This window comes from Paraburkholderia atlantica (assembly GCF_000092885.1).
Classification (GTDB): domain Bacteria; phylum Pseudomonadota; class Gammaproteobacteria; order Burkholderiales; family Burkholderiaceae; genus Paraburkholderia; species Paraburkholderia atlantica.
Window position 1 is genome coordinate 202,671 of the sequence record NC_014118.1, and the last position, 20,486, is coordinate 223,156.

The 20,486-nt window shown below is 64.2% G+C and carries 18 protein-coding genes; 9 read left to right on the forward strand and 9 right to left on the reverse strand.

Annotation, left to right across the window (positions count from 1 at the left end):
* Positions 1-29 precede the first annotated feature (29 nt).
* Together BC1002_RS16935 and BC1002_RS16940 are read left to right on the forward strand one after the other, a co-directional pair.
* Positions 30-1,019, forward strand: coding sequence for a LysR family transcriptional regulator (locus tag BC1002_RS16935; RefSeq protein ID WP_013091218.1), 990 nt, complete (start codon positions 30-32; stop codon positions 1,017-1,019).
* Positions 1,020-1,111: 92 nt separating this feature from the next.
* Complete coding sequence (locus BC1002_RS16940; protein ID WP_013091219.1) at positions 1,112-2,563, forward strand: aldehyde dehydrogenase family protein; 1,452 nt, start codon at positions 1,112-1,114, stop codon at positions 2,561-2,563.
* Between the two features lie 84 nt (positions 2,564-2,647).
* Here BC1002_RS16940 and BC1002_RS16945 read toward each other — a convergent pair whose 3' ends face one another.
* From BC1002_RS16945 to BC1002_RS16960, 4 genes are all read right to left on the reverse strand, one after another.
* Positions 2,648-3,625, reverse strand: a complete 978-nt coding sequence (locus tag BC1002_RS16945) for a 2-dehydropantoate 2-reductase (RefSeq protein WP_013091220.1) — start codon at positions 3,623-3,625, stop codon at positions 2,648-2,650.
* A 127-nt stretch (positions 3,626-3,752) separates the two neighbouring features.
* Positions 3,753-4,403, reverse strand: coding sequence for a LysE family translocator (locus BC1002_RS16950; RefSeq protein ID WP_013091221.1), 651 nt, complete (start codon positions 4,401-4,403; stop codon positions 3,753-3,755).
* Between the two features lie 108 nt (positions 4,404-4,511).
* Positions 4,512-5,060 carry a hypothetical protein gene (locus BC1002_RS16955; protein WP_013091222.1) on the reverse strand — a complete coding sequence of 183 codons (549 nt, stop codon included), beginning with the start codon at positions 5,058-5,060 and terminating at the stop codon, positions 4,512-4,514.
* Between the two features lie 268 nt (positions 5,061-5,328).
* Entirely contained in the window at positions 5,329-5,970 is a 642-nt protein-coding gene (locus BC1002_RS16960; RefSeq protein WP_013091223.1) for an IMPACT family protein, read from the reverse strand.
* A gap of 114 nt (positions 5,971-6,084) precedes the next feature.
* Here BC1002_RS16960 and BC1002_RS16965 point away from each other — a divergent pair, with 114 nt between their 5' ends.
* Positions 6,085-6,711, forward strand: a complete 627-nt coding sequence (locus BC1002_RS16965; protein ID WP_013091224.1) for a LysE family translocator — start codon at positions 6,085-6,087, stop codon at positions 6,709-6,711.
* Positions 6,712-6,740: 29 nt separating this feature from the next.
* Positions 6,741-7,370: a 2-hydroxychromene-2-carboxylate isomerase gene (locus BC1002_RS16970; RefSeq protein WP_013091225.1), complete on the forward strand. Its 630-nt coding sequence runs from the start codon at positions 6,741-6,743 to the stop codon at positions 7,368-7,370.
* Between the two features lie 16 nt (positions 7,371-7,386).
* On the opposite strand, the gene BC1002_RS36360 is transcribed toward BC1002_RS16970, so the two are convergent.
* Positions 7,387-7,641, reverse strand: a complete 255-nt coding sequence (locus BC1002_RS36360; protein ID WP_013091226.1) for a DUF2866 domain-containing protein — start codon at positions 7,639-7,641, stop codon at positions 7,387-7,389.
* A 345-nt stretch (positions 7,642-7,986) separates the two neighbouring features.
* On the opposite strand from BC1002_RS36360, the gene BC1002_RS16975 reads away from it, so the two are divergent.
* Positions 7,987-9,102, forward strand: coding sequence for a GGDEF domain-containing protein (locus BC1002_RS16975; protein WP_013091227.1), 1,116 nt, complete (start codon positions 7,987-7,989; stop codon positions 9,100-9,102).
* A gap of 27 nt (positions 9,103-9,129) precedes the next feature.
* Here BC1002_RS16975 and BC1002_RS16980 read toward each other — a convergent pair whose 3' ends face one another.
* Complete coding sequence (locus tag BC1002_RS16980) at positions 9,130-10,869, reverse strand: peptidoglycan D,D-transpeptidase FtsI family protein (protein ID WP_013091228.1); 1,740 nt, start codon at positions 10,867-10,869, stop codon at positions 9,130-9,132.
* A gap of 322 nt (positions 10,870-11,191) precedes the next feature.
* The gene (locus tag BC1002_RS16985; RefSeq protein WP_013091229.1) at positions 11,192-12,733 is read right to left on the reverse strand and encodes a methyl-accepting chemotaxis protein; all 1,542 of its coding nucleotides are present in this window, start codon (positions 12,731-12,733) and stop codon (positions 11,192-11,194) included.
* A 551-nt stretch (positions 12,734-13,284) separates the two neighbouring features.
* On the opposite strand from BC1002_RS16985, the gene aepX reads away from it, so the two are divergent.
* Genes aepX through BC1002_RS17000 form a run of 3 tightly spaced genes read left to right on the forward strand, consistent with a single transcriptional unit; the run spans position 13,285 to position 17,263 of the window.
* The gene (gene aepX, locus BC1002_RS16990; RefSeq protein ID WP_013091230.1) at positions 13,285-15,012 is read left to right on the forward strand and encodes a phosphoenolpyruvate mutase; all 1,728 of its coding nucleotides are present in this window, start codon (positions 13,285-13,287) and stop codon (positions 15,010-15,012) included.
* Positions 15,009-16,172, forward strand: coding sequence for a phosphonopyruvate decarboxylase (aepY, locus tag BC1002_RS16995; protein WP_013091231.1), 1,164 nt, complete (start codon positions 15,009-15,011; stop codon positions 16,170-16,172). Before aepX ends, aepY begins: the two co-directional genes overlap by 4 nt.
* A 23-nt stretch (positions 16,173-16,195) precedes the next feature.
* Positions 16,196-17,263, forward strand: a complete 1,068-nt coding sequence (locus tag BC1002_RS17000) for a 2-aminoethylphosphonate aminotransferase (protein WP_013091232.1) — start codon at positions 16,196-16,198, stop codon at positions 17,261-17,263.
* Positions 17,264-17,304: 41 nt separating this feature from the next.
* On the opposite strand, the gene BC1002_RS38460 is transcribed toward BC1002_RS17000, so the two are convergent.
* Together BC1002_RS38460 and BC1002_RS17005 are read right to left on the reverse strand one after the other, a co-directional pair.
* Positions 17,305-17,457 carry a hypothetical protein gene (locus BC1002_RS38460; RefSeq protein ID WP_008921009.1) on the reverse strand — a complete coding sequence of 51 codons (153 nt, stop codon included), beginning with the start codon at positions 17,455-17,457 and terminating at the stop codon, positions 17,305-17,307.
* Between the two features lie 127 nt (positions 17,458-17,584).
* On the reverse strand, positions 17,585-18,292 hold the full coding sequence (locus BC1002_RS17005; RefSeq protein WP_013091233.1) for a PIG-L family deacetylase: 708 nt from the start codon (positions 18,290-18,292) through the stop codon (positions 17,585-17,587).
* A gap of 392 nt (positions 18,293-18,684) precedes the next feature.
* Here BC1002_RS17005 and BC1002_RS17010 point away from each other — a divergent pair, with 392 nt between their 5' ends.
* Positions 18,685-20,328: a fatty acid--CoA ligase gene (locus tag BC1002_RS17010; protein WP_013091234.1), complete on the forward strand. Its 1,644-nt coding sequence runs from the start codon at positions 18,685-18,687 to the stop codon at positions 20,326-20,328.
* Positions 20,329-20,486 lie beyond the last annotated feature (158 nt).

The following is a 20,486-nucleotide window of genomic DNA, read 5'->3' on the forward strand; positions in this document are numbered from 1 at the left end:
GTGAGCGTCGCGCGCCCGGAACCGACGCCATGAATGTTTCGTTGCAGCAGCTCAAGGTATTCGTCGCGGTCGCGCGTGAGCGCAGTTTCACGCGCGCGGCGCGTGAGTTCGATCTGACGCAGTCGGCCATCAGCCGGTGTGTGCGTGAACTGGAAGACGCGGTCGAATTGAAGCTGTTCGATCGCACGACACGCCAGGTCGAATTGACGAATGCGGGTGCGAGCCTCGAGAGAAGAATCGGCCGGCTGCTCGATGAAATCGAATTGACGCTGCTCGAAGAGCGCGCTGCTTACGATGGACACACGGGCGTCGTGTTATTCGCGAGTAATCCGGTGTTGTCATCCGGCTGGGTGTCGCGAGCCTTGGCGCAATGCGCGTCGGTATTTCCCGAGCTGGTCGTGTCGGTCAAGGATCAGCCTCAATGCAGCGTATTGGCCAGTGTCGAGCAGGGCGAGGTGGATTTCGGCGCGGTCTGTGTGACTGCACCCGTCGATAGTCCGCTATTACATGCTCAGGTGCTTTTCACTACGCCACTGCATGCGGTGCTTCCCTCCGTGCATCCGCTAGCCCAGCACGACAGCATCGGATGGCACGCGTTGCGCGAATCTCCGCTGATCACGCTGAATGCCGATACCGGCGTGCGCGCCGCGCTCGAACCGGTACTCGCCGCGAACGAATTGAAGCGCCGGCCGATGCAGCAACTCGGACACGTTGCGGCGGTAGCGCGCATGGTCGAATTGGGATTGGGTGTCGGCGTATTGCCTGTCGATGCGCATTGGCCTTCGCCGGGCGCTTCGTTGGTGAGTCGCCCGCTGGTCCCCGAAACGACATTGACGACGGTACTCGTGCACCGCAGAAACCGCTCGCTTCGTCCCAATGCGGCTGCTGCGTGGGCGCAGTTCGTCGCATCGACGACCGATCATTCGCGGAGCGCGGGCGAAATGCCTGCCGCAGTCGCTGCCGCGACGCAAAGCTTCAGCTGGCAGTCCGTGCGGCAAAGCCTGTTGCCAGAACCTTAGATAGGGGCCGACCGAAATGCTCGCGCAATGCGCGACATTCGATCGATGCGCCGTCAGTCAGCCACATAACGTCCTACTCAAGGAGCTTCATGATGGATATCCAGTCCGACCTCAGGCAACATGATCTGTTGATCGACGGCAAGCGCATGCCGCCAGGCACCGGGGAATATTCCGTCGATATCAACCCCGCGACCGAGGAGTCGATCGCGCTGGTCGCGCAAGGCAGCTCCGCCGACGTCGATGCCGCGGTGCGCGCGGCGCGCAGCGCATTGAAAGTATGGAATTCGATTCGGGCCGCCGAACGCGGCCGCATCCTTCAACGTCTCGCGGGCCTGATGCGCGAGAACATGGAAGAACTCGCCGCGCTCGAAAGTCTCGATTGCGGCAAGCCGATTGCCGCGGTGATGCGTCAGGACGTGCCCGCCGCGATCGATACCGTCGAATACTACGCAGGCTGGTGCGACAAGATCAACGGCCAGGTGGTGCCGACGCGTCCCGATGCATTGACCTATACGCTGCGCGAGCCGGTCGGCGTGGTCGCTGCGATCGTGCCGTGGAATTTTCCGCTGATGATCGGCATGTGGAAGATCGCGCCCGCGCTCGCTTGCGGTTGCACGCTGATCGTCAAGCCTGCCGAGATCACGCCGCTCACCGCGTTGCGCATCGGCGAGCTGGCGCTCGAAGCGGGTGTGCCGCCGGGCGTGCTCAATATCGTCACCGGCAAGGGCAGTGTGGTTGGCGACGCGCTGGTGTCGCATCCCGGTATCGACAAGGTCACGTTCACCGGTTCGCCTTCGGTCGGACGAGGCATCCTGCAGGGCGCGGCGGGCAACTTCAAACGCGTGACGCTGGAGCTCGGCGGCAAGTCGGCCAACGTGATCTTTGCCGACGCGAATCTCGACAATGCGGTGCGCGCCGCGGCGTCCGGCGTGTTCTTCAATACGGGGCAAGTGTGCTCCGCCGGGTCGCGGATACTCGCGCATCGTGACGTGTATGACGAAGTGGTCGAGCGGCTGGCCACGCGCGCAAAGTCGATCAAGGTCGGCGATCCGTCGCTGCGCGAAACGTCGATGGGACCGCTGATTTCAGCCGCGCAGATGAAGACCGTATTGAGCTACGTCGACACGGGTCGCTCGGAAGGCGCGTCGCTCGTGACCGGCGGCGCGCGAGTCGGCGATCGCGGCTTTTTCGTCGAGCCGACCGTGTTCGCGAATGTCGAGCACGAGATGCGCATTTCGCAGGAGGAGATCTTCGGGCCGGTGGCAAGCGTGATCCGTTTCAACGACGAAGCGGACGCGATCCGAATCGCCAATGGCACATCGTATAGTCTCGCGGCCGGCGTGTGGAGCGCTGACCTTAGCCGCGTGCATCGCGTGGCGCGCGACTTGAAGGCCGGCACGGTGTGGATCAATACCTACGGCTATACGGACGTGCGTTTGCCGTGGGGTGGTGCTGGCGATTCGGGCTTCGGTCGCGAGCATGGCGATCTCGCGATCGAGAATTTCACTGAACCCAAAGCGGTGTGGGTGGCGATCGATCAATAACGTCTAGTGCAAAAAAGGATCGGATGCATGGCATCCGATCCTTGGGTCGTGTTGCAAAACGAGAAGGAGTTGATGAGTACCTGGTCAATTACCTTGTAATGCCATCTTCTCGCGCAATTTGATCAGTGCGAGCACGACGTCGATGGTGGGTGTCGGTTCGGCAACGAGTCGCCCCATTTCCTGCACGACGGTCAGCAAAGGATCGATTTCCATCGGCCTGCGGTTCTCGAGATCGACGAGCGTCGATGTTTTGTGCGCACCAACCGCGCCCGCGCCATCAATACGCCTTTCCACATCGACACGAAAGTGCACGCCAAACTGCTCGGCGATTCGCTTCGCTTCGAGCATCATCGTGCGCGAAACCGCGCGCGTGCCCGGGTCGCTCGTCAGGACATCGAGCGTTGCATGCGTCAATGCGCTAATCGGGTTGAAGCACAGATTGCCCCAGAGTTTCAGCCAGATTTCGTCGCGAATGTTGTCGCGAATCGGCGCTTCGAAGCCGGCTGCCTGCATGATCTCGTGCAATTGCTGAATGCGCGGGGTGCGTTCGCCACTCGGTTCGCCGATCGGGAACTTCTTGCCGTACACGTGTTTGATCACCCCCGGTTCGACGATTTCCGCCGCCGGGTAGAGTACGCAGCCAATCGCGCGCTCGGGACCGAGCTTGGTCCATTGCGAACCGTCGGGGTCGACGCTCGCGAGGCGAGTACCGGCAAAGCGTCCGCCATGCTGATAGAAGTACCAATATGGAATGCCGTTGACGCCGGTAACGATCGCCGTGTGCTTGCCGAGCAGTGGTTGCATCGAGTCGACCACGCCTGGCAGCGAATGCGCCTTCAGCGTGACGATGACGACGTCCTGGACGCCGAGTTCGCTTGGGTCGGAGGTGCAGCGCACCGGCGCGCTGAATGTTTCGCCATCCATGATGAGGCGCGCGCCGTGTTCACGCATGGCCGCCAGATGCGGGCCGCGCGCAATGAAGCTGACGTCCGCGCCGGCGCGCGCCAATTGCACGCCCAATAAACCGCCAATCGCTCCCGCTCCGAAGATGCAGATCTTCATGATGTCGCTCCGTGACGATGAAAAAGCCGTTCGCCGAATGCCGCATTGCACCACTTCGCGGCCGGTCACGGTTCGAGCATAAGGTGGAGCAACGAAAGCTGATAGTTAAAGTTTCTCCGTCGATGTATTAGCTATTCGTTATGCAAAAGCCCACACCTCGGGCGCGCCGCACCAGCAGAAAACTCACGCCGATCGCCGCGAGAAAGCCGCCGCAGCAGCGATTGAACCAGCGGCGGATCTTCGCGCGCATCAGCCATTTGCCGAGATACATGCCGGCCCATGAGTACAAGGCAATCGCGACCCATTCGAGTACCAGAAAGCTCGCACCGAGCGCGGCGAATTGCGGCAGTATCGGCTGCGCGACGTCGACGAATTGCGGCAGAAACGCGGTAAAAACCAGAATCGCCTTCGGATTTCCTGCCGCCACGAAAAACTCCTGCCGTGCGATGCGTGTGAGCGCGGGCTCCTGGGGTTGCGACGTATCGATAGCGGGAGCGTCGCTGCGCCACAACTGGATCGCGAGCCAGATCAGATACGCGGCGCCTGCGAGTTTGATCGTCAGAAAGATCCACTCGGACGCATGCAGCACCACGGCGAGACCGGTGGCGGCGAGCGCGAGCATCATCGCGAAGGCGAGCAGCCGGCCGCTGCCGCCGACGAATGCCTTGATGAAGCCATGCCGCGCGGCGACGTTGATCGAAAGCAGGTTATTGGGCCCGGGTGCGAGATTGATGGCAAAGCAGGCGGGCAAGAAGAATAGCCAGGCGGTAAGGGACATGACGGCTGCATTCCGAACGGGAGATCATGATGCATCGCGCGGAGGATCGCCCGCGATGCGTTACCGGGATTGTAGCGAAACCGCGCCGCGCTTCCGCCGGCCGGGTGTCTAGTTCACCGCCTTGATAAAGCCAGGATCGCCGATCAACGTATCGACGCTGAGCTTGACCGTGTCTTCGATCGCGATCGTATTGCCGGTGAATTTCGGCGACTTCTGCTTCACGGTGCGCGTGGTCGTGTACATGACCTTCTGGGACGCCGCATCGATGACCACGTAGTGCATCTTCAGCGTCCATATTGCTGGCGAGCGCTTATCGTCCACCGTGAAGGTTTCGATGCTGCCGCTGAGCACGCGTTTGTTGTCGTCGATACGGAAGCCGGCCACCCGCAGGCTGTTCGCGACGCCGTTGCGCACGACGAGGCTGACGTCGTCCTTCAGCACGAGCCCGGTCATCCCGGTATTTTCGATGCGGTTCGGCGAGACATGACCGTCGCGGGCGGGCAGATACGCGAAGTCGCTTGCAGGGGCGACGCTGAGCGAGCCGGTGCCGTGGGTCTTCGGGTGTGTCGCGCTGGCGCTGCTGTTCAGGCCGAACCACGACCACGAGCACGCGGACAGCAGCGTGGGCAGCAGCACGGCGCCGCAGCCCTTGAGCACGACGGATCTCAACGGCGAACGCGCAGCAGCCCTGCGGGAGAAAGCGGCGGTCGAGGTCAGAGGAGTTGCCCTTTTAAGTGAGTCAGCCCGATGAAGAACAGCATAGTAGCAGCGAACCGGACCGTCGCACCTTCAAACGGGCTCCGGGCGTTCCTTGCCGATCCGGGCAGCGAGCCTCGCAAATGGGCTGGCTAGCCCGGCCATCATAACGGGCCGCGGCAGCGATGGACATCGGGGCTACGCCCGAAGGGCGTTCGCCGGCAGCCGCTCAGAAAAAGCCCGCCTTTCCCTGCGTGATATCGGTCAGCGTTGCCCTGGCGGCGTCGAGCGCATTGGCGGGCACGCGCATCGTCATCTTCACCAGCATGCCGTAGGCGCTGTCCACCAGCGCATAGCCTTCGGCGTCCATCCATCGGCGGACTTTGGCTTCGTCGGCATAACTGACCTCGACGCCTAGCGAGACCTGGGCAATCCTCTCGACGCGCGGCGCGTCGAGCAGCGCGGACGCGATCGCGTCGGTGTATGCGCGCACCAGCCCCCCCGCGCCGAGCTTCACGCCGCCGTAATAGCGCACGACGGCCGCGAGCACGCCATCCAGATCGTGATGCCGCAGCACTTCGAGAATCGGCCGACCGGCGGTGCCGGACGGTTCGCCATCGTCGGACATTCCGGACTGGCCGCCTGCGAGCAACGCCCAGCACACATGCGTCGCGGCTGGATGCTCGTCGCGCAGACGCTGCAATTCGGCCATCGCGGCATCGCGAGCGGCGACCGGGAGCGCATACGCGATGAAGCGGCTCTTGCGAATCTCGAGTTCCGCGCTCAGCGGCGCGGGCAGGGTATAGGTGGGCAAGGCGGAAACGTCGGTGGATGACAAGAAGCACGCGGTACGCGGCGCGATGTCCGACATGGTAACGGATCGTCCAGGCGAGCGAGGCGCCTAGGGCAGGTTCGCGGCTTCGACTACAATGGTCCGCGGAACGCGCGCCCGTCATCTCGATGCCGCGCATCGCGAGGAGACGACATGCTTGACCTATCCACGTTGGGGACTTTCGTTGCCGTCGTGCTCGGGCTTTTTCTGATTCCAGGCCCGGCCGTGCTGCTGGTTTTGACTCGCACGATGCACGGTGGACGCAAGGCCGGCATTCTGACCGGTCTCGGTATCGCAGCCGGCGATTTCGTGCATACGCTGGGCGCCGCCGTCGGCCTCTCCGCGCTGCTGATGACGTCCGCGCTCGCCTTCAATGCGGTGAAATTCGTCGGTGCCGCGTATCTGGTCTATCTGGGTATTCGCGCGTTGCGTGAAAAGCAGGCGAGTGCGCATCTGCCGGTCGTCGCGCCGGTGTCGGGTTCGAAGGCGTTCTTGCAGGCGATTCCCGCCGAAGTGCTGAACCCGAAGACCGCGCTGTTTTTTCTCGCGTTTCTGCCGCAATTCGTACGCCCCGAACATGGCTCGACGTTTCTGCAGTTTGCGACGCTCGGGCTGATTTTCGTTGCGATGAGCGCGCTTTATACGACGCTGATCGTTCTGACGATGCGGCCGTTGGGCAAACTCGTGAAGCGTTTGACGTGGTTGACGCGCTGGCAGAACAAGCTGATCGGCGTGCTGTTCATTTCGCTCGGCCTGCGCGTGGCGGTGCAAACCCGCTGAGCCTGGAAGCACGAGTTCAGGAGACAGCAATGAATGAAAACCCAAGCTCGACGGCGCGCGCGATCGAGTTCTGGTTCGACTTCGGCAGCAATTACAGCTATCTGAGCATGATGCGGATCGAAGCGTTGGCGGCCGCGCGCAGAGTGACGATCGTCTGGCGGCCGTTCCTGCTTGGTCCGGTATTTCGCCAGCTCGGTTTCGACAATTCGCCCTTCGTATTGCAGAAAGAAAAAGGCGCGTACGTGTGGAAAGACATGGAGCGTCAATGCCGCAAATACGGCATTGCGCTCACGCGTCCCAGCACGTTTCCGCGCGCGGCGCTTCTCGCGATGCGCGTCGCGCTGCTAGGTGCGAACGAGCCGTGGATCGGTGTCTGGTGCCGCAAGATCATGCAGTTGAATTTCGTCGACGACCGCGATATCGGCTCGATCGATGTCGTCAGCGAAGCGCTCGACTCGCTTGGCTTACCGGTGCAGAGCGTGATCGACGCCGCGCAAAGCGACGCGAACAAGCTCCGCTTGCGCGAGCAGACCGAACTGGCCATCAACAAGGGGATCTTCGGTGCGCCGACGTTCTTTGTCGGCGGTGAGATGTTCTGGGGAAATGACAGGCTGGAGGACGCGTTCGACTACTGCGACGCGATCGCGGCGCGCCATTGAACGTCGAACGGGGAGCTCAATCAGCCTGCTGACAGAAGCGCCGGCCCGGTACATGAGAGACCACGGCCTGGGCGATTTCGAGTGGAGTACTTTCGGCGGGAACGACGCGACGGCTCGATTCGGGCTCGTGCTTCATCGTCCATTCGACGAGCCGGTATGAACGGCCCCAAGGCTGTTGCAGCGGATCGGAGACCTTGCAGGAATGAATCTGGCGAGTCCATTGATGGCCGGGCATCGCACGCAGGTGTTCGACTACCATCTCTTCAACCATGATTTACCTCCTTCTTCTTGTGCGCGGGATCATTCTCGGCCGCGTTTTTGGCACCCTTCAAGAAAAAACGCCGCCGATGTTCTGGCGGCTCAACAGGGGATGAAGTACATACTTGCAGCGAACAATTAAGCGAAACTTAAGAACCGCAATCATTACGCGAGCGGATCTCGCAGCGTGTAAGCGAGTGCAAGCGAATGCAAGCGAGCGTTGACAACAGTAGACGCGCACGCTCGCGTGCCGGCCGAAGCGTCGCGAGCCTGCCCTCAAGACCCAGGCGGATCGGCCGTTATCAGTAGAGTTGGGGCGTCGACCCCGTTCTGCCTTCAGGGCCGCCTTGCTGATACCGTGACGAAACTCGCCCAAACGCCGCTTTCCGAGCGCCTTCGCTCGCTCGTCGACACCGTGCAGCACAACGAGCGCACGTTGCGGCGCTTCCAGAACGTCGAGTTGCGTTTGATCGGCGCGCCGGATTTCGCGTCGTTTCTCGATACATTGTTTAGCCATCTGCCGCGGGAGTTCGCTCTCGCGAACGTGGTGCTGTGGCTCGACGACCGTGCGCCGATGCTGCTCGAGCTGCTCCAGCCGGACAACCTGCACGCGCTCGAGCATGCGCAGCTGAAGACCTCGCGCGAGGGCGGTCTCATCGCGCGGTCTTTGTGCGAGGACGATCGGCCGTGGCTCGGCCGCCCCGCCGAACTCGCCGACGACGCGCGCCGCGCATTCTTCGGCGCCGCGCCGGCCCATGTGCCGGCCAGCGCGATTCTGCTGCCGCTCGCCGCGGGCAAGAGCGTCAGCGGTTATCTATGCCTCGGCAGTGACGACCCCGCGCGCTTCGGCGCGGGCATGGCCACCGACATCCTGGAGCGCTTCGCCAGCATCGTCACCGCGAGTCTCGACAACGTCGCGCATCGCGAGCGGCTCAAGCAGCTCGGCATGACCGATTCGCTGACCGGCCTCGCGAATCGCCGCTATTTCGACGAGCGGCTGCGCGAAGAGTTGATGCGGGCGGTCCGTTATCGCGCGCCGGTCGCGTGTCTGTTCATCGATATCGACGGTTTCAAAAGCATCAACGATAGCCACGGCCATCAGATCGGCGACCGCGCGCTCGCGGCGGTGGCGGCCTGCGTGCGACAGCAGGTGCGGCTTGGCGACACCGTCGCGCGCTATGGCGGCGAGGAATTCGCCGCGCTGCTGCAAGGCGATCGCAGCGACGCGCTAACGGTCGCCGAGCGCGTGCGGCTGGCGGTCGAGAATCTCGACGTGCGTGACGAGCACGGCGAGCGCATTGCGCTGTCGGTGTCGATCGGCGTGGCCGCGCGCGTGGTCGCTGGCAGCCCGGCCGACGCGATGTCGCTCGGTCAGGCGATGATGGACGAGGCCGATCGCGCGATGTATCAGGCCAAGCGCAACGGCCGCAATCGCATCGAGGCGCAGGCCGATGCGCTCGATGAGCAGGGCTGATCGACCGGCATCAACGCTGACTACGCGTCACACCCCGGCCGCATCCGGCGGCACCCCGAGCAGCTGCAATGCGCCGCCCATCACGCCGCTGAACACCGGTCCGGCGACCGTACCGCCATAGAACGCCTTGCCGGCCGGGTCGTCGATCATCACGGCGACGATCAGGTGCGGATTGCTCATCGGCGCCATGCCGACGAACAGCGCGCGGTAGCGATTCGGCGCGTAGCCCGCGCCGATCTGCTTGCGCGCGGTGCCGGTCTTGCCGCCGACGCGATAGCCCGCGACGCTCGCGGCGCGGCCGGTGCCGCCTTCGCCCGTGGCCATTTCGAGCATGTTGCGGATCGCGCGCGCGGTGCCCGGCGTCGTGACCGGTTCGCTGCGAGCGGCGAACGACGTCGGGTCGTCCGCATCGAGCGGCTGCCGCAGCAGGCTCACGCGCCGCAGCGCGCCGTCGCCGGCATAGGCGGTGTAGACCTGCGCGATTTGCAACAGCGACACCGACAGCCCGTAGCCGTACGCCATCGTGGCCTGCTCGATCGGGCGCCAGCGGTTGTATGGCCGCAGCTTGCCGGCGGCCACGCCCGGGAAGGGCAGCTCGGGCTTCACGCCGAGACCGTATTGCTGGTACTTGGTCCAGATCGTCTCGGCCGGCAGGTTCAGCGCGAGTTTCGCGAGCGCGATATTGCTCGACTTCTGCACCGCCTCGGCAACCGTCATCGCGCCGTGATTCGACGTGTCGTGAATCACGGCCGGGCCGATCCGATACCAGCCGGGCGCCGTATCGATGATGCTTTGCGGCCGCACCTTGCCTTCGTCGATCGATAGCGCAACGACGAGCGGCTTGATCGTCGAGCCCGGCTCGAACGTGTCGATCACCGCGCGGTTGCGCAGCTGCCGGCCGGACAGGTGCGTGCGATCGTTCGGATCGAAGCTCGGGTAGTTGGCGAGCGCGAGGATCTCGCCGTTGCGCGCATCGAGCACGACCACGCTGCCCGCTTCGGCGCGGTGCTCCGCGATCGCGGCTTTGAGTTGCGTGTATGCGAGTTGCTGGATGCGCCGGTCGATCGTCAGCTGGATCGTCGCGCCGTTGCGCGCGGGCACGAGCGGCCGTGTCTCCGAGATCACGCGGCCGAGCCGGTCGCGGATCACCTCGCGCTGGCCCGGCACGCCTTGCAGTTGCGCGTCGGCGGAGAGCTCGACGCCTTCCTGACCGTTGTCCTCGATGTCGGTAAAGCCGACCACGTGCGCGGCCGACTCGCCTTCCGGATAAAAGCGTTTGGTGTCAGCCACCTGTATGATGCCCGCGAGCCCGAGGCGCGACAGATGCTCGGCGGTGTCGGCATCGACCTGGCGTTTCAGCAGCACGAAGCTGCGCTCGCCGTTCAGACGCCGGCGCAGGTCCGCGGGCGGCAGATCGAGCAGCTTCGCGAGCGGCGCGAACGCGCTTTCGTCGACGAGCTTCGGCGAGGCCCAGATTTCGTACGTCGCGAGACTGACCGCGAGCATCGAACCATTGCGATCGACGATCCCGCCGCGCGTCGCGTCGAGTTCGAGCAGGCGCTGATAGCGCTTCTGCCCCTGGTCGACGTAGAAATCCTGATTCACGACCTGCACCCAGAACGCGCGGGCTGCGAGCGTCGCGAACGCGCCGAACACCAGCAGCACGATGAACTTCGAGCGCCACGCGGGCAGTCGCGCATCGAGCAGCGGGTTCTTCGCGGCTAACGCATAGGGATCGGGTGACGGAGGTTTTTTCTGGCGGATCATGGCGGCGGGCAGCGGCGTTACGTACCTTCGATTGAACAGGGCCGCCAAAACCACTAGGCCTGGCGGCAAGGACTGTCGCTGGGCCGAGTGTAAACAAAACGTAATTTAAATGCGAGGAGTGTGAAAGACTCGGCGTTTGCCTTGGAGCAACCGCGAGCCGAGCCGAAGCTTAAAAACGAATCAGCCGCGCGGACTTGAAAATCCGCGCGGCTGATTCGGTCGATTGATGCGTCGACTCCGACGCGGCGTGTTGATGAGGCGCTCCCTGCCTGTGGAGCGCCTTCTTTTTAGGCGCGCCCGTGGCGGGCGCGGCGCGGGAACGTCAAGCCGGCAACGCGAAACTCGCAATCGCGTCGCGCAACACGCCGACCTGGTCCTTCAGCGAATGCGCGGCGGCCGCGGCCTCTTCGACCAGCGCCGCATTCTGCTGCGTGACCTGATCCATCTCGCCGACCGCTCGATTGACCTGCTCGATGCCCGCGCTCTGCTCGCGCGACGCGTGGCTGATTTCTTCGAGAATTTCGTTGACGCGCCGCACCGACTGCACGATCTCGCCCATGGTTGCGCCCGCGTTGGCGACCAGCGACGCGCCGGTCTCGACGGTATCGGTCGAGGTTTCGATCAGCGCCTTGATCTCCTTGGCGGCCGTCGCCGAGCGCTGCGCGAGGCTGCGCACTTCGGCCGCGACCACCGCGAAGCCGCGACCCTGTTCGCCGGCGCGGGCCGCCTCGACGGCCGCGTTCAGCGCGAGGATGTTGGTTTGGAACGCAATGCCGTCGATCACACCGATGATGTCGCCGATCTGCCGCGAGCTTGCGGTGATCTCGCCCATCGTGCGCACCACGTCGTCGACCACGCGGCTGCCGCGCGTCGCGACGTTCGCGGCATCGCTCGCGAGTTGCGCGGCCTGGCTCGCGCTGTCCGCATTCTGCTTCACGTTGACCGTCATCTGATCCATGCTCGACGCGGTTTGCACGAGCGCCGCCGCCTGCTCCTCGGTGCGCTGCGACAGGTCGGTATTGCCCGCGGCAATCTCGTTCGCGCCGACGTTGATGTTCTCGGTGCCCTGGCGCACGCGCGAGACCGTTTCGACGAGTCCCGCCTGCATCGTGCGCAGCGCGTGCAGCAAGCTACCGTTGTCGTGCGGAGCGATCGGCACCGGCGTCGCGAGATTGCCTTGCGCCATCAGCCGCGCATGCTTGACCGCCGCTTCGAGCTCGCCGCCGAGCGAGCGGCGGATGCTGCGCAGCACGACCAGCATCACGGCCGTGGAGAGCGCACCGAGCGCGACCGTGATCGCGAGCCAGCGCAGCAGGTTGCGATAGAACGCGCTTTGCAAGTCGTCCATGTACATGCCGGTCACGAGGTACATGTCCCATGGCGCGAAGTGCATCGAGTAGCTGGTCTTCGCGACTGGCTGCTCGCTGCCCGGCTTGGCCCACAGATAGTCGACGAAGCCGCCGCCGTCGTGATTGCCCGCGTTGACGATATCGACGAACAGATGATTGCCGGCCGGATCGGTGAACTGCGCGAGGTTCTTGCCGACCAGTTCGGGCTTGAACGGATGCATCAGCATGACCGGCTGCGAGTCGTTGATCGACAGGTAGCCGTCCTTGCCGTAGCGCATCGCGCCGAGCGTCGCGAGCGCCTGTTTTTTCGCCTCGTCCTCGGATAGCGCATGCTGCTGCGCGAGCGCGTAGTAATGGGCGGTGACGTGGTTCGCCTCTTCGATCAGCGAGCGCAATTGCTCGCGTCGGTCCGAGATCATCGACGCGCGGTTCTGCCACGCGCCGAACGCGCCGATCAGGATCAGGCCAACCCACAGCACGGCGATCATCGACGTTAGTTTTCGGTTCAGAGTCATAGCGAGGGGAATGTACTTTTTGGCCAGTAGGGTCTAGTGAATCGCGGTCTATGCCGCTCGCTGTGTTAACGGCGCGAGATGACGTTGGTCGAGGCAGGGGAAACCCGCTGTTTTACATCGCTATTCGTCTGATTAATAAGTGGATTTATTCAGCGTTTTAGCAGCGCCGACGCGCGCGCAATTCGAAAAAGACATTTGCGCGTTATTCGGAAATCTGAATTAACTGGCGATTTTCGGTAAAGCGCAAACGATTGAAAACTCCGCACGAAAATCGACATTAAAACGGCCGGCGCTAAGCTCCGGATAATCTACCGAGCACGATCCAGCAAGGATCGCATCAACATTCCACAAAACGCCAATCAAATGCAAAAATCCCATCAAATGGTGATCGATGCAAAAAACGACACATTTTTCCACTTAAGCGCAACCACGAAAAACCGCTGAGACTTTCAAAAGACTCGCAATAAAAAATTCCGCTATAGTCGCCCTTTTCCGATTGCCAGCCGGGCGTAGAAGAACGTCAATCAGCCCGCCACCAGGAGTCCCGAAGAATGAATGCACGCGAACCCGCTTTCGTTTCCCAGTCCCGCAGCGCGCGCCTGCGCCAGATGCTCGTCAGCAGTGAACTCGAATTCATGATGGAGGCGCATAACGGCCTGTCCGCGCGCATCGTTCGCGAAGCTGGGTTCAAGGCGATATGGGGCTCGGGTCTTGCGATCTCCGCGCAGTTCGGCGTACGCGACAACAACGAGGCGAGCTGGACGCAGGTCGTCGATACGCTCGAATTCATGGCCGACGCGAGCGATCTGCCGATCCTGCTCGACGGCGACACCGGCTACGGCAACTTCAACAATGTGCGCCGCCTCGTGCGCAAGCTGGAACAGCGCGGCATCGCGGGCGTGTGCATCGAGGACAAGCAGTTTCCGAAGACCAACAGCTTCATCAATGGCGAGGCGCAGCCGCTTGCCGATATCGACGAATTCTGCGGCAAGATCAAGGCCGGCAAGGACTCGCAGAACGACGAGCATTTCTCGATCGTCGCGCGTGTCGAGGCGCTGATCGCGGGCTGGGGCATGGACGAAGCGCTGCGCCGGGCGGAAGCGTATCGACGGGCCGGCGCGGATGCGATCCTGATTCACAGCAAGCTGTCGCGTCCCGACGAGATTCTCGAATTCGCGCGCGAATGGGCCGGCCGCGCGCCGCTCGTGATCGTGCCGACCAAGTACTACAGCACGCCGACCGAGGTGTTCCGCGAAGCGGGCATCAGCACCGTGATCTGGGCAAACCATCTGATCCGCGCGGCGACCTCGGCGATGCAGGCCGTCGCGAAGGAAATCCATGCGAGCGAGACCCTCGTCAACGTCGAGGACAGCATCGCCGCGGTCAACGAAATCTTCCGTTTGCAGGACGCCGACGAATATTCGGAGGCCGAAGACCGCTATCTGTCGGGCGGTCGCGCAGCCGGCTCGGCCGTCGTGCTCGCCGCGAGCCGCGGCAAGGGCCTTGAAGCGGTGACCGAGGACCGTCCGAAGGTGATGCTGCCGATCGCCGGCAAACCGCTGCTGCGGTGGCTCGTCGATGCGTTCAAGAAGCAGGGCGTCAACGACATCACCGTGGTCGGCGGCTATCGCGCCGACGCGATCGATACCGCGGGCATCCGCCTCGTCGTCAACGAGCAGCACGCGCAGACCGGCGAGCTCGCGTCGCTCGTATGCGCACTCGATAAACTGACCGGCGACACCGTCGTTTCGTACGGCGACCTGCTGTTTCGCAGCTACATCCTGCGCGATCTGGTGGAAAGCGAGGCGGCCTTCAGCGTGGTCGTCGATTCGTCGCTGACCGATACGGAGAACGCGAGCGTGCGAGATTTCGCGTGGTGCTCGGCCGCCGACGACCGTGGTCTGTTCGGCAACAAGATCGTGCTGCGGCATGTCGCGAGCGGGCGGGAGCAGTCGTCGGCGGCGAGCGCCGCGCAGGTGCCGCATGGCCGCTGGGTGGGTCTGCTGAATGTGCGCGGCGCAGGTCTTGAACGCCTGCAAGCGGTGATGCGCGAGTTGCAGACGCGCGACGATTTCGCGTCGCTCGACATGCCCGCGCTGCTGAACGCGCTGATCGAAGCGGGCGAGTCGATCGAGGTGCAATACGTGCACGGCCACTGGCGCGGCGTCAACGATCTCGACGATTTCCGCCGCGCGGGCGACTTCGCGCACGCGCAGGCGCCGTTCGCGACGGCCGTCGGCGGCGCAACGGCGAACGATGCACACGGAGGCGCGCAATGATCGAAGCAGCACAGTTCGTCGAGGCGGCGCGCGAGCGCGGTTTCGACTGGTATGCGGGCGTGCCGTGCTCGTATCTGACGCCGTTCATCAACTACGTGCTGCAGGACGAATCGCTGCACTACGTGTCGGCGGCCAACGAGGGCGACGCGGTCGCGCTGATCGCCGGCGTCACGCTCGGCGCGAAGAACGGCCGGCGCGGCATCACGATGATGCAGAACTCCGGGCTCGGCAACGCGGTCAGCCCGCTGACCTCGCTGACGTGGACCTTCCGTCTGCCGCAACTGCTGATCGTCACGTGGCGCGGCCAGCCGGGCGTCGCCGACGAGCCGCAGCACGCGCTGATGGGCCCGATCACGCCGGCAATGCTCGACACGATGGAAATTCCGTGGGAAACGTTCCCGACCGAGGCCGAAGCGATCGGTCCGGCTCTCGATCGCGCGATCGCGCATATGGACGCAACCGGCCGTCCGTACGCGCTCGTGATGCAGAAGGGCAGCGTCGCCCCTTATGAACTGAAGGACGGCGGCGCGCCCGCGCGGCGCACGCCGGTCGAGCCGCGCGCTCAGTTCCGCGGCGTCGCCGCGAACGAACTCCCAACGCGCCACGACGCGCTGCAAAAGGTCATCGCGCATACGCCGCCCGACTCGACGGTGGTGCTCGCGTCGACCGGCTTTTGCGGCCGCGAACTCTATGCGATTGACGATCGTGCGAACCAGTTGTACATGGTCGGCTCGATGGGCTGCGTGACGCCATTCGCGCTCGGCCTCGCGCTCGCGCGTCCCGATCTGCGCGTGGTCGCGCTCGACGGCGACGGCGCCGCACTGATGCGCATGGGCGTGTTCGCGACGCTCGGCGCGTACGGTCCGTCGAACCTCACGCACGTGCTGCTCGATAACGGCGCGCACGATTCGACCGGCGGCCAGGCGACGGTGTCGTCGCAGGTGTCGTTCGCGGGCGTCGCGGCCGCGTGCGGTTACGCGTCGGCCGTCGAGAGCGACGATCCGTCCGTCATCGACGAACTGTTCGCGGCGCCGCCGCTCGAGGGCCCTCGCTTCGCGCGCCTGACGATCCGCCGCGGCACGCCCGACGGCCTGCCGCGCCCGACCATTACGCCGCCCGATGTGAAGGCGCGCCTGATGCGCCACATCGGCGCGATCTGAACCCCATGCCAACAGGAGCGCCGATGCTGCTGCTCAACCCCGGCCCGGTGACGCTCACCGAACGTGTCCGCAACAGCCTGTTGCAGACGGACTTGTGCCATCGCGAGAGCGAATTTTTCGATCTGCAGGAAGAGGCGCGCACGCGTCTCGTCGACGTGTACGGGCTCGACCCGAACGAGTGGCAGGCAGTGCTGATGACCGGTTCCGGCACGGCCGCCGTCGAAAGCATGACGGCCGCACTGGTGCCGCACAACGGCAAGCTGCTGGTCGTCGAAAACGGCGTGTACGGCGAGCGCATCACGCAGATCGCCGCGCAATATGGCATCGCGCACGAAGCGCTGAAGCACGACTGGATGGCCACGCCCGATCTCGCGAAGATCGCCGAACGCCTTGACGCCGACCAGTCGTTCACGCACGTCGCGGTGATTCATCATGAAACGACCACGGGCCGTCTGAACGACATCGCGGCGCTCGGCGCGTTGTGCCGCGAGCGCGGCCTGCGTCTGCTGGTGGACGGTGTCAGCAGCTTCGGCGCCGAAGCGATCGATTTCGCGGACGCGAGCCTCGACGCGCTCGCGGCGACTGCCAACAAGTGCCTGCATGGCGTGCCGGGCGCGTCGTTCGTGCTGGTGCGGCGCGCGGCGCTGGCACGCGCGGCGAGCCGCACGTACTACCTCGATCTAGCTCGCCTCGCGCGTTTGCAGGATCAGCGCAACACGCCGTTTACGCCGTCGGTGCACGCGTATTACGCGCTGGTCGAGGCGTTGCGCGAGCTCGCCGACGAAGGCGGCTGGCGCGCGCGTCATGCGCGCTATGCGGCGCTTGCCGAGCAGGTGCGCGCGGGGCTGGCCGCGCGCGGCATCGGCAGTGTGTTGCCGGCCGGGGAGTCGTCGGTGGTGTTGCGCGCGTACCGCTTGCCCAACGGTATCGCGTATCCGCAACTGCACGATGCGCTGAAGGCGCGCGGCTTCGTGATCTATGCGGGGCAGGGTGGACTGTCGGCGGAGCTGTTCCGCATCTCGACGATGGGCAACATTCACGCGGCCGATATCGACCGCCTGCTGCAGGGCTTCAGCGACTTGGCAGGTTGACGCTGCGTCGAGCGGCGGGTCGCGAGCGCGCCGCTGGCGGCCTACACCGGGTCCTTGTCCGGCGGCCCGTCAGGCCGCTGCGGCTCCTCGACATGATGCCCCGGCGACGGCGGCACCAGCGGGTCGGCTTCCGGGTCGCGGTTCGGATCGGCGTTCGGGTCGGGAATCGGGCTGGTGTGCATGTCGTAGCTCATTGCGTCACCCTTGCGGTTGAAATGCGCGGGTCCGGCGTGGGCGGTGGTTACCGCCGATGCCCGCCGCCGCGTCGGTTATCTGTATTCAAGCGTAGGCGCTCGCCGCGCTTCCTGCTCGCTCCTTTTGCTATTTTCTCGCGCGCTTGCGGCCGACGCTGAGCTGCCAGTAGCGCTCGGTCGCGAACACGTCTTCGTAATTGCCGGGGCCGAACGCCCGCAACTGACTCGCGTATGCGTTGACCGCCTCGCGTTTCAGATGCGCGCGGCGCTGCACGTCGATCGTGTGGCCCGCGCTCGGCGTTGCCGGCGTCGCGACGATGCCGCGCTGCGCGAGATCGGCGAGCCGCGCCTGCACCGCGCCCGGTGTGAGCCGGTGAATCGCTTCCTCGTAACCGAACCAGTCCAGATGCGTGAGGCGCGGCAGGATTTCGCAGCACGCTTCAAATACCCGCGCATGATCCTCGTGATGCAGGCCGAGCGGCATCAGCAGTGTATTCGCGGTCGTGCGGTAAATCGTTTCCTCTAGCGCCGCCGCCATCTGGCTGATCGACGGCGAGTCGGCATACTGGCTGTCGCGAAACGGCATGCGCAGCGGAATCGCGTCGAGCACTTCGAGCGCGCGGTTGTCTTCGACCGTGCGTTCGCGGACCGCTTCATGGGCGTTCGCAAAGCCCGCTTTTTGATCCCACTCGGTGTGCATGTCGTGTTCGGGCGGCGCGGCGAACACGGTGCACACGGCGGCGTCGGGATGGGCGGCGAGCAAGGCGCCGCAACTGAAGACGGCGTCGTCGAAATGGGGCGAGACGATGAAAAGGCGTGGGGTGGTTTCGCTCATGGGCTTGCGTCTTGGGGGTTCGAGGCGGGGCGGATGAGGCGTCGAGGCTGTCGGTCGTCAAGGCGCCGCATGCGAAAAAAACGTGGCGTCACCTCAGCTTAGGCGTAATCGGCGCCGCTTGCGCGCGAAACTTGCAATGCGCAAATCGCGTGCCCGGAGGACCTCGGATCGACATCTCAATCTGTCCATCCCAGCGACGGTCATGGCTTTTCGGCTCGTCGCGAGTCGCTGTCATGGCCCTTGAAGCACACGTGTCTTGTGTACTTCGCGAATTCTCCGAACCCTGTTCTCCGGCCTCCCCCGTTCAGGGGATTGTCCCCCCGCGCAATCGCGCCGATCATTGGCCCGTTCGGGAAGGCCATCCATCCAGTTCGGGACTCAAGGAGACTCAGATGCGCGATAACGCCACGGCCGCCGCGCCCTCGGCCTACGCCTATCCATTGCTGATCAAGCAGCTGCTGCACACACCGTTCGTTCAGGCGCCGGACCAGCAGATCGTGTATCGCGGTCAACACCGCATGACCTATACGACGCTGCGCGAGCGCATCGCGCGGCTCGCCAATGGGCTTTCCCGGCTCGGCGCGCGGCACGGCAGCACGGTCGCGGTGATGGACTGGGACAGTCATCGTTACCTCGAATGCTATTTCGCGGTGCCGATGATGGGTGCCGTGCTGCAGACGGTCAACGTGCGCCTCTCGCCGGATGAGATCGCTTACACGATCAACCATGCCGGCGCGGAGATCCTGTTCGTCCACACCGATTTTCTGCCGCTCGTGGAGGCGATCAAGGGACAGCTCGAAACGGTGCGCACCTTCGTCTGGATCGACGAGCAAGGCAGCGAAGCCGCGGCGCACTCGATTCCGTTCTCGGCGGAATACGAAGCGATGCTCGAAGAAAGTTCGGATCGCTACGAGTTCCCCGACTTCGACGAGAACACGCGTGCGACGACCTTTTACACGACCGGCACGACCGGTCTGCCCAAGGGCGTCTACTTTTCGCATCGCCAGCTGGTGCTGCACACCATCACCGGCATGGCGGCGTTGGCGAGCCCCGAGTCCGGGCAGCGCTTTCACCGCGGCGATGTCTACATGCCGCTCACGCCGATGTTTCACGTGCACGCGTGGGGCATGCCCTACATCGCCACCATGCTCGGCGTGAAGCAGGTCTACCCGGGCCGCTATCTGCCGGACCGGCTCGTGAAGCTGGTGCGCGACGAAGGCGTGACGTTCTCGCACTGCGTGAGCACGATCCTGCACATGATCCTCGGCTGCGAACAGGCGCGTTCCGTCGACTTCAGCAAGTGGAAGATCGTGATCGGCGGCGGCGCGCTCACGCACGGACTCGCGCGTGCCGCGCTCGAACGCGGCATTGACATCTTTGCCGGCTACGGCATGTCCGAAACGTGTCCGTTGCTAAGTCTCGCGCAACTGCCGCCGGGCGCCGAGGCGCTCGACGCGGACGAGCAGTTGCGGCTGCGCTGCACGACCGGACGGCCGATTCCGCTCGTGGATCTGCGCATCGTCGATCAAAGCATGGAGGAGGCGGCCCACGACGGTAGCGCGTACGGAGAAATCGTCGTGCGCGCGCCGTGGCTCACGCAAGGCTATCTGAACAATCCCGAAGCGTCCGTGCAGCTCTGGAGCGGCGGCTACCTGCACACGCAGGACATCGCGACGATCAGCCCGAGCGGCAGCATCCAGATCACCGACCGTCTGAAGGACGTGATCAAGTCGGGCGGCGAATGGATTTCATCGCTGGAAATCGAGAGTCTGATCTCGCTGTATCCGGGCGTATCGGAAGTCGCGGTCATCGGCATCAGCGACGAGAAATGGGGCGAGCGGCCGGTCGCGCTGGTGGTGCTCAGCGAAGGCGCCGCGGTCAGCGAGGACGACATCAAGCGTCACGTGCTGACGTTCAGTGAGTCGGGGCGGATCTCGAAGTATGCGGTGCCGCAGATCGTCAGGTTCGTCGACGCGCTTGAAAAGACCAGCGTCGGCAAGCTGAACAAGAAGTGGCTGCGCGCGCAGTTCGCCTGAAGCGTCACAACGTCTTGCCGAAGCCCCCGCAACGGTTCGGGGACTTCGCTCGACGATGCAGCCGTTCGGCGACCCAGCGGCTTCATGCCTTATCAGTGTCCCTTCCCTTGTCCGTCAACATCGTTCGATGTTGTCGCGATCCTCGATTTCGACCGGCT